The 9,248-nt window shown below is 71.3% G+C and carries 8 protein-coding genes; 7 read left to right on the forward strand and 1 reads right to left on the reverse strand.

Features of this window, described 5'->3' with window-relative positions; genetic code table 11:
- Positions 1 to 172 precede the first annotated feature (172 nt).
- Positions 173 to 1,771 (forward strand): methyl-accepting chemotaxis protein, encoded by a 1,599-nt coding sequence (locus ACRYR2_RS24725; RefSeq protein WP_432565656.1) that lies wholly within the window; start codon positions 173 to 175, stop codon positions 1,769 to 1,771.
- Positions 1,772 to 1,797: 26 nt separating this feature from the next.
- On the opposite strand, the gene ACRYR2_RS24730 is transcribed toward ACRYR2_RS24725, so the two are convergent.
- Entirely contained in the window at positions 1,798 to 2,535 is a 738-nt protein-coding gene (locus ACRYR2_RS24730; RefSeq protein WP_432565657.1) for a GntR family transcriptional regulator, read from the reverse strand.
- Positions 2,536 to 2,774: 239 nt separating this feature from the next.
- On the opposite strand from ACRYR2_RS24730, the gene iolC reads away from it, so the two are divergent.
- From iolC to ACRYR2_RS24760, 6 genes are all read left to right on the forward strand, one after another.
- Positions 2,775 to 3,704, forward strand: coding sequence for a 5-dehydro-2-deoxygluconokinase (iolC, locus tag ACRYR2_RS24735; protein ID WP_432565663.1), 930 nt, complete (start codon positions 2,775 to 2,777; stop codon positions 3,702 to 3,704).
- Complete coding sequence (locus ACRYR2_RS24740) at positions 3,697 to 4,578, forward strand: Cgl0159 family (beta/alpha)8-fold protein (RefSeq protein ID WP_432565658.1); 882 nt, start codon at positions 3,697 to 3,699, stop codon at positions 4,576 to 4,578. Before iolC ends, ACRYR2_RS24740 begins: the two co-directional genes overlap by 8 nt.
- A gap of 10 nt (positions 4,579 to 4,588) precedes the next feature.
- A complete protein-coding gene (gene iolB / locus ACRYR2_RS24745) occupies positions 4,589 to 5,494 on the forward strand; it encodes a 5-deoxy-glucuronate isomerase (RefSeq protein WP_432565659.1) in 906 nt (301 codons plus the stop codon).
- A 10-nt stretch (positions 5,495 to 5,504) separates the two neighbouring features.
- The gene (gene iolD / locus ACRYR2_RS24750; protein WP_432565660.1) at positions 5,505 to 7,436 is read left to right on the forward strand and encodes a 3D-(3,5/4)-trihydroxycyclohexane-1,2-dione acylhydrolase (decyclizing); all 1,932 of its coding nucleotides are present in this window, start codon (positions 5,505 to 5,507) and stop codon (positions 7,434 to 7,436) included.
- A 209-nt stretch (positions 7,437 to 7,645) separates the two neighbouring features.
- Positions 7,646 to 8,533, forward strand: coding sequence for a TIM barrel protein (locus tag ACRYR2_RS24755; RefSeq protein ID WP_432565661.1), 888 nt, complete (start codon positions 7,646 to 7,648; stop codon positions 8,531 to 8,533).
- Positions 8,534 to 8,572: 39 nt separating this feature from the next.
- On the forward strand, positions 8,573 to 9,248 hold a 676-nt coding region (locus ACRYR2_RS24760; protein ID WP_432565662.1), incomplete at its 3' end, for an ABC transporter permease.

Consider the following 9,248-nt stretch of genomic DNA (forward strand, 5'->3'; position numbering starts at 1 on the left):
GCTCGAGGTCGGCGACACGACGGGGGAGATCTTCCGGAAGGAAGCCCGGGAGTTCTCCTGATCAGACGGGGACGAGGGAGCGGAGGGGGGCGCCAGGCCGGCGCCCCCGTCCGCTCCGTCGTCCGTGCGGGGAGCAGGTCAAGTCCGGCGCCCGGGCTGCCGATGGGAAGCCATGACGTGGTCGCTGAAGAACCTGAGCGTGGCGCGCAAGCTCGGGGCCGTCGGGGCGCTGGTGCTCGTGACGACGGGCGCGCTGGCGACCGTCTCGATCGACGTGGCCAAGGGCCTCGCCGACGGGCAGCAGACGATGTACGAGCGCAACGTCTCGGCCGCTGTGGACCTCGGCCGGGTGCGGGCGGCGTTCAACTCGTCCGCCAAGGACAACACCGACATGCTCATCACGGTCGAACCCGAGATCAAGACGGCCGAGGTCCGGGACAAGAACCGTGCGGGTCACGACGCCGAGGTCGACGCCGCGTGGGCGGAGTACCTGGCGTCCGGCCCCGCCAGCACCCAGGCGCAGCGCGACAGCTTCGAGACCAACCTCGAGGCCTACCGCCAGGCCCGGGTCGACGACCTCGACCCGCAGGCTCTGGAGAGCGACAACGCGGGCTGGGTCGACGCCTACCGCGCCTCGCCGGCGCTGCAGGCCTTCGCCGACATCAACACGGCGCTGGACGACATGCAGTCCGCGGAGTCCGCGGCGGCAGCGGCCGCCGCCGCCCAGGGGCGGGACGACTTCCAGCGCTCGCTCGTCGTCGTGGCCGCCGTCGCCGTCGCCGGGCTGGCTCTCGTGCTCGGGTTCTTCGTCTACATCGCCCGCAGCATCACCGGTCCGCTGGCCCGCACCCGCGCCGTCGCGCAGGGCCTGACGCAGGGCCGGCTGGACCAGCGCATCGAGGTGACCTCCCAGGACGACCTCGGGCGGACCGCCGCCACGCTGAACGCGGCCTTCGACCGGTTCGCCGATGCGCTGCGCGAGATCAGCGCCAGCACGGACACCCTCGTGGGGTCGGCCCAGGGCATGACGCAGGTCGCGACCGAGCTGTCCTCCCAGGCCACGGCGACCGACCAGCAGAGCCGGCTCGTCTCGACCGCGAGCCACGAGATCTCCGTCAACATCAGCACCGTCGCCGCGGCCGGCGAGGAGATGACGGCGGCCATCCGCGAGATCGCCTCCTCCACCGCCGACGCCTCGGCCGTCGCCACCTCGGCCGTCGCCGCCGCCGAGTCGGCGCGCGAGACCATCGACCGGCTCGGCACCTCCAGCCGCGAGATCGGCGACGTGGTCAAGCTCATCACCTCCATCGCCGAGCAGACGAACCTGCTGGCCCTGAACGCCACGATCGAGGCGGCCCGGGCCGGGGACGCCGGCAAGGGCTTCGCCGTCGTGGCCGGTGAGGTCAAGGAGCTCGCGCAGCAGACCGCCCGGGCGACCGAGGAGATCGTCGCGCGCGTCCAGGCGACGCAGACGGACACGACGGCGGCAGGCGCGGCCATCGGCCAGATCACCGAGGTCATCGCCCGCATCGACGGCCTGCAGGCCACCATCGCCGCGGCGGTGGAGGAGCAGTCGGCCACGACGGCCGAGATGGTGCGCAACGTCACCGAGGTCTCGGTCGGCAGCCAGGAGATCTCCAGCACCATCGTCACCATCGCCGACTCCGTCGCGGGCACCACGACCTCCGCGGAGACGTCGGAGGCGACCGCGGCCGAGGTCTCGGCCGCCGCCGAACGCCTGCGCACCCTGGTCGGCGGCTTCCGCTTCTGAGACCGGGGACCGCCGCGGCGGACGGGTCAGCGGTCGACGAGCGTGACCTCGAAGGCGTAGCGGCTGGCGCGGTACACGTGCCGGCCGAACTCCACGACGCGACCGGAGTCGTCGTAGGTCGTGCGCTCCATGGTGAGCAGCGGCGCACCCCGGCGCTCGTCGAGCAGCGTGCACTCCTCGGCGCTGCCGCGGCGGGCGCCGATGCGCTGACGGGCCACGCGCATGCCGACCCCGCGGCTGCGCAGCAGCTGGTACATGCCGCGTTCGGTGAGGGCCTCGACCGTCAGGTCCGTGTAGGGCGCCGGCAGCCAGTTCTCCAGGACCGCCAGCGGTTCACCGCCGGACATCCGCAGCCGGCGCAGGTGCAGCACGGGGGTGCCCGGGGTCACGGCGAGGCTGCCGGCCACCTCGTCGTCGGCCCCGCTCATCTCGTGCAGCAGCACCTGGGTCGAGGGTGCCTGGCCGGAGTGCGCCAGGTCGTCGTGCAGGCTCGTCAGCTCGACGGGACGCGTCACCTGACCGTGCACGACCTGGGTGCCGACGCCGCGCTTGCGCACCAGCAGGCCCTTGTCCACCAGCTGCTGGATGGCCCGGCGCATCGTCGGCCGGGACAGGCCCAGCTGGTCGGCGAGGTGGATCTCGTTGTCGAGGCGTGAACCGGGCGGCAGCTTGCCGCCCTCGATGGCCTGCTCGATCTGCCGGGCCACCTGGAAGTACAGGGGCACGGGACTCGTCCGGTCCAGGTCGACGAACAGATCGCTCACCACTACTCCCGTGCTCGAGGGCGGTCGGGCCACGTCGCCGCCTCGCCGTTGGACCATGGTAACGGTCACGAGGTTCACACGTCAGGAGGTTCGTTTGTCCTGACAAAGCTTGACAGAACAGCCTCACCCGGAGCACTCTCGACCCAGCCACCGCGCCGTTGCGGCCCGGGACGGCAGAGGACACACCGGACTGGGGAGGAGCTCTCGTGAGCACCACGGCCGCGCTCGACGTCGTGACCATGGGCAGGGTCGGCGTCGACATCTACCCGTTGCAGGACAACGTGGGTCTCGAGGACGTCGAGACCTTCGGCAAGTACCTGGGGGGCAGTGCCACCAACGTGGCCGTCGCCGCCGCCCGGCACGGCCGCTCGTCGGCCGTCATCACCCGCACCGGACACGACGCGTTCGGCACCTTCATCCACAAGGCGCTCGCCGGTTTTGGGGTCTCCGACCAGTTCGTCACCGCCGTCGAGGGGCTCAACACCCCGCTGGCCTTCTGCGAGATCTACCCGCCGGACAACTTCCCGCTGCTGTTCTACCGCCAGCCCACCGCCCCCGACCTGCAGATCCGCGCCGAGGAGCTCGACCTCGACGCGATCGGCGGCGCCGGCGTCTTCTGGGCGACCGTGACCGGGCTGTCCGAGGAACCGAGCCGGGGCGCGCACTTCGCGGCCTGGCAGGCCCGCGCCCGCAAGCAGTTCACCGTCCTGGACCTGGACTACCGCGAGATGTTCTGGGAGTCCCCGCAGCTGGCGACCGAACAGGTCCGCAAGGCGCTGCCCCACGTCACCGTCGCCGTCGGCAACAAGGAGGAGTGCGAGGTCGCGGTCGGCGAGACCGAACCCCGCAAGGCCGCCGAGGCGCTGCTCGAGGCGGGTGTGGAGATCGCCATCGTCAAGCAGGGCCCCAAGGGTGTCCTGGGGATGACGAAGGACACGGTCGTGGAGGTCCCGCCGACGCCCGTCTCCGTCATCAACGGCCTCGGCGCGGGGGACAGCTTCGGTGGCGCCCTGTGCCACGGTCTGCTCGCCGGCTGGGACCTGGAACGGATCCTGCGCTTCGCCAACGCCGCCGGCGCCATCGTGGCGACCCGGCGTGAGTGCTCCACCGCCATGCCCTACACCACCGAGGTGGAGGCCCTGCTCGAGGAGGTCGCGTCCCGTGCCTGAGTTCGCGAAGGACTACGCCGAGGTCGCCGAGATCCGCGCCCGGTACCCCGAACGCATCGCCGAACTGTCCCGGGCCCGCCGGCGCCGGCCGCTGCTGGGCACCGACGGCCGGCTCATGGTCGTCGCCGCCGACCACCCCGCCCGCGGGGCCAACGGCGTCGGCAAGGACCCGATGGCCATGGCCGACCGCACCGAGCTGCTCGACCGGTTGCGGACCGCGCTGGCGGTGCCCGGGGTCGACGGTCTGCTCGGATCGGCCGACATCATCGAGGACCTCACGCTGCTGGGGGCGCTGGAGGGCAAGGTCGTCTTCGGCTCGATGAACCGCGGTGGCCTGCAGGGCGCCGCCTTCGAGCTCGACGACCGGTTCACCGGCTACGACGCGCAGGCCATCGCGGACATGAACCTCGACGGCGGCAAGTTCCTCACCCGCATCGCCCTCGACGACGCCGGCACGCTGCCGACGCTGACGGCCTCGGCCGACGCGATCAGCGAACTGGCCGCGCGCCGGCTCGTCGCCATGATCGAGCCGTTCTGGTCCAGCAACTCCGGCGGCAAGGTCGTCCACGACCTGACCGCCGAGGGCGTCATCAAGTCGATCAACGTGGCGCAGGCGCTGGGGCGCACCACGGCCTACACCTGGCTGAAGATCCCCGTCGTGGACGACATGGAACGCGTCATGGAGTCGACGACGCTGCCGACGCTGCTGCTCGGCGGTGACCCGGCGACCTCCCCGGAGGAGACGTTCGCGACCTGGCGCAAGGCGCTGGCCCTTCCGTCGGTGCGTGGGCTGACCGTCGGCCGGACGCTGCTCTACCCGCCGGACGGGGACGTGGAGTCCGCCGTCAAGACCGCCGTCTCCCTCGTCCGCTGAGGAGCTCGCAGTGACCGACCCGAACCTGTACGTCCCCGCCGGGACCGCGGCGGCTGACGGTTTCGACCTCGTCGTCACCCCCGAGTCCGCCGGCTGGGGGTTCTCCAGCCTGCGCACCCTGACCCTCGCGCCGGGTGGCTCGCACACCTTCGCCACCGGCGAGGAGGAACTGATCGTCCTGCCGCTGTCCGGCTCGGCCTCCGTCACGGTCGAGGGGGAGACCCTCGACCTGACCGGCCGCACCGGCGTCTTCGACGGCGTCACCGACTTCGCCTACGTCGGGCGCGACAGCGAGCTGACGATCTCCAGTACCGCAGGCGGCGTGTTCTCGTTCCCGGGCGCACGGGCGACGCGCCGCCTGCCCTTCCGCTACGGCCCCGCCGCGGGCGTCCCCGTCGAACTGCGCGGGGCCGGCCAGTGCAGCCGCCAGGTCAACAACTTCGCCACCCCGGCGGCGTTCGAGACCGACAAGCTCATCGCCTGCGAGGTCATCACCCCGGGAGGCAACTGGTCGTCGTACCCGCCGCACCGGCACGACCGCACCAGCGACGTCGAGAGCGAACTCGAGGAGATCTACTACTACGAGTTCCGGGCGCTGGCCCCGGCCGGTGTCCCGACCGTCCCCGGCGGCGTCGGGTTGCAGCAGGTCTACGGTGATCCCGAGCGGCCCATCGACGTGCTCGAGGAGGTCCGCTCGGGCGACGTCGTGCTCATCCCGCACGGCTGGCACGGCCCCTCGGTCGCCTCCCCGGCCTACGACATGTACTACCTGAACGTCATGGCCGGACCCGAGACCGAGCGGGCCTGGAAGATCTGCGACGATCCGGCCCACGGCTGGGTGCGCTCGACCTGGGAACAGCAGAGCGTCGACGCCCGGCTGCCCTTCTACACCACCCCCGTCCCTGCCGAGAGCTGAAGGAACTCCGATGAGCGCAGTACCCCCCAACCCGGCAGTGCAGACGGTGCGGCTGACGGTCTCCCAGGCCGTCGTGCGCTTCCTGCAGGCGCAGTTCTCCGAACGCGACGGCGTCCGCCAGCAGTTCTTCGGCGGGGTGTTCGGCATCTTCGGCCACGGCAACGTGGCCGGGGTCGGCCAGGCCCTGCTCGAGGCGGAGGAGGAGGCCCTCGGCGACGGCTGGCAGCCGCCGGCGAAGGTTCCGTACATGACGGGCCGCAACGAGCAGGCCATGGTCCACGCGGCCGTCGGGTACGCCCGGCAGAAGGACCGCCTGCAGGCCCTGGCCGTGACCGCCTCGGTCGGTCCGGGGTCGTCGAACATGCTGACCGGTGCCGCGCTGGCCACCATCAACCGCATCCCCGTCCTGCTGCTGCCCGCGGACGTCTTCGCCACCCGCGTCGCCTCCCCGGTGCTGCAGGAGCTCGAGCAGCCCTACGGCTACGACGTCTCGGTCAACGACGCCTTCCGCCCGCTGTCGAAGTTCTTCGACCGGGTCTGGCGCCCGGAGCAGCTGGCCTCGGCGCTGCTGGGCGCGATGCGCGTGCTGACCGACCCGGCCGAGACCGGCGCGGCGACGATCTGCCTGCCCGAGGACCTGCAGGCCGAGGCCTGGGACTTCCCGGTGGACCTGTTCAAGGAGCGCACCTGGCGCATCGCGCGACCGGTGCCCGAGCAGGTCGCGGTCGACGAGGCCGCGCAGGTCATCCGCTCGGCCAAGGCCCCGCTCGTGGTCGCCGGGGGCGGTGTCGTGTACTCGCACGCCACCGAGGCTCTGAAGACCTTCGTCGAGGCCACCGGCATCCCCGTCGGGCAGTCCCAGGCGGGCAAGGGCGCGATCCGGTACGACCACCCGTTGTCGCTGGGGGCCATCGGCTCCACCGGCACCACGGCGGCCAACGAGATCGCCGCCGAGGCCGACGTCGTGATCGGCATCGGCACCCGGTACTCCGACTTCACGACGGGTTCGCGCACGGCGTTCCAGAACCCCGACGTGAAGTTCGTCAACGTGAACGTCGCCGCGATCGACGCCGTCAAGCACGCGGGCGTCCCGGTGCAGGCCGACGCGAGGGTCGCCCTGGAGGCCCTCACCGCGGCGCTGGAGGGTTTCTCCACCCCCGACGCCTACCGGGAACGGGCCGCACGCCTGAACCGCGAGTGGGACGCCGTGGTGGACCGGTTCTACCACTCCGGCATCGGCGAGGAGACCGGCCTGCTCGCGCAGGCCGAGGTCATCGGTGCCGTCGACGAGGTGGCCGAGGACCGCGACGTCGTGGTGTGCGCCGCGGGCTCGCTGCCGGGTGACCTGCACTGCATGTGGCGCAGCCGCGACCCGAAGCAGTACCACGTCGAGTACGGCTACTCCTGCATGGGCTACGAGATCCCCGGCGGCATCGGCGTGGCCCTCGCGGCGCCGGACCGGGACGTCTTCATCACCGTCGGCGACGGCTCCTACCTCATGATGCCGACCGAGCTCGTCACGGCCGTCCAGGAGGGCGTCAAGGTCATCGTGGTGCTGCTGCAGAACCACGGTTTCGCCTCCATCGGCGCGCTGTCCGAGCAGCACGGTTCGCAGCGCTACGGCACCAAGTACCGCAAGCGGTCCGAGTCCGGTCGCCTCGACGGAGACAAGCTCCCCGTGGACCTCGCCGCGAACGCCGAGAGCCTGGGCGTGCGCACGCTGCGCGCCGGCACCCGCAAGGAACTCGTGGCGGCCCTGCAGGACGCCAAGGCGTCCCCGGACTCGACGGTCGTGTACGTCGAGACCGACCTGTACTCCGAGGCGCCCGACGGCGGCGGCTGGTGGGACGTCCCGGTCTCGGAGGTCTCGCACCTGGAGTCCACCCAGCAGGCGCGTACGTGGTACGAGGGCAAGAAGGCGAAGCAGCGCCCCCTGCTCTGATCGACCCGCGGCGGACCCCGCCCACCGGAAACTGCTTTCCCGGTGGGCGTGGTCCGTCGTGACCGCTCACTTCGCGCCGTGAGGCCACCGAGAGGTGAGTATGTAACGACAATCGCTTGACAGGCCGCGCCCCGCGCGCCAGAGTTTCCGCAGTCGCGCACCCCGCCCGGGGAACCTGCGACGCACGACGACGTGGAGGAAAGTTCCCCATGGGCCGTTCCATCACCATCGGCACCGCCCCCGACTCCTGGGGCGTCTGGTTCGCCGACGACGAACTGCAGACCCCCGCCTCCCGCTTCCTCGACGAGGTCGTCGAGGCGGGGTACGAGTGGATCGAGCTGGGACCCTACGGCTACCTGCCCACCGACCCCGCCCAGCTGTCCGACGAGCTCGAGAAGCGGAAGCTCAAGGTCTCGGCCGGCACGATCTTCGCCGCCCTGCACCGCCCCGACCACTACGAGCAGGCGTGGGCGCAGGTCGAGCAGGTCGCCAAGCTGACCCAGGCCATGGGTGGCACCCACCTCGTGGTGATCCCCGGCCAGTGGCGCAGCGACAAGACCGGTGAGCAGATCGAGCCGCGCGACCTCGACGACGAGTCCTGGCAGCGGCTGGCCGAGGGGATGAACCGGCTCGGCCGGGACATCCGGAACGGCTACGGCCTGCAGATGGCGGTCCACTCCCACGCCGACACCCACATCGACACCCAGGCCCAGGTCGAGCGGTTCCTGGACATGACCGACTCCGAGCCGGTCAAGCTGTGCCTGGACACCGGCCACGTCTCGTACTCCGGCGGCGACAACCTCGCTCTCATCCGCGACTACCCCGACCGGATCGCCTACGTCCACCTCAAGCAGGTCGACCCGACGGTCGTGGCCAAGGTGAAGGAGCAGGACCTGCCCTTCGGCGAGGCCGTCAAGCTCGGCGCGATGGTGGAGCCGCCCCAGGGCATCCCGGCCATGCCGCCCATCCTCGAGGCGCTGGAAGGGCTGGGCCGCGACATCTTCGCCATCGTCGAGCAGGACCTCTACCCGGTCGCGTTCGACAAGCCGCTCCCGATCGCGACGCGTACGCGCACCTACCTCAACTCCTGCCGCTAGCCCGCCGGATCGGCCCGGCACCCCAGAGAGGACGGATCGATGGAGATTCGCACCAAGAGCGGAGGGAACCCGGCGGCGACGACCGGGACCGCCCCCACCACGCACGCGGGAGGGGCGGCCACCTCGGCCGACGACCGCGTCCACACGCGGCCGTTGTTGTCGGTCGTCCTGTCGCGGCCCGAGATCGGGTCGCTGATCGGGGCGATCGTGCTCTTCGCGTTCTTCCTGGCGGTGGCCCCGACCCTGCGGTCGGGGGCCAGCCTGCTGACCGTGCTGTACTCGTCGTCGACCATCGGCATCATGGCGGTGTCGGTCGCCATGCTGATGATCGGTGGGGAGTTCGACCTGTCCGCCGGTGTGGCGGTCACCACCGCTTCGCTGGTGGCGGCGACGACGGCCTACCAGCTGCACCTGAACGTGTGGGCCGGGGTGCTGCTGGCGCTGGTGTTCGCGCTGGCGGTCGGGTTGTTCAACGGCTGGTTGTTCGTGCGGACCGGGTTGCCGAGCTTCATCATCACGCTCGGGACGTTCTTCATGCTGACCGGCCTGAACCTGGGCGTGACGAAGGTCGTGACCGGCGGGGTGTCCTCCCCGACGATCAGCGACATGGCCGGGTACGAGTCGGCGCGGGCGTTCTTCAACTACACGCTGCCGATCGGCAACGGGGTCCGCATCCCGATCGTCTTCTGGATCGCCCTGGTGGCCGTGGCGACCT

It is taken from the genome of Kineococcus deserti, assembly GCF_050871945.1.
GTDB lineage: Bacteria > Actinomycetota > Actinomycetes > Actinomycetales > Kineococcaceae > Kineococcus.

What these genes read in the sequence shown, in the direction of transcription:
- iolC (WP_432565663.1), top strand. Translation starts at nt 2,775, where the DNA reads ATGGGCAGGGTCGGCGTCGACATCTACCCGTTGCAGGACAACGTGGGT.
- iolD (WP_432565660.1), top strand. Translation starts at nt 5,505, where the DNA reads ATGAGCGCAGTACCCCCCAACCCGGCAGTGCAGACGGTGCGGCTGACG.
- ACRYR2_RS24725 (WP_432565656.1), top strand. Translation starts at nt 173, where the DNA reads ATGACGTGGTCGCTGAAGAACCTGAGCGTGGCGCGCAAGCTCGGGGCC.
- ACRYR2_RS24755 (WP_432565661.1), top strand. Translation starts at nt 7,646, where the DNA reads ATGGGCCGTTCCATCACCATCGGCACCGCCCCCGACTCCTGGGGCGTC.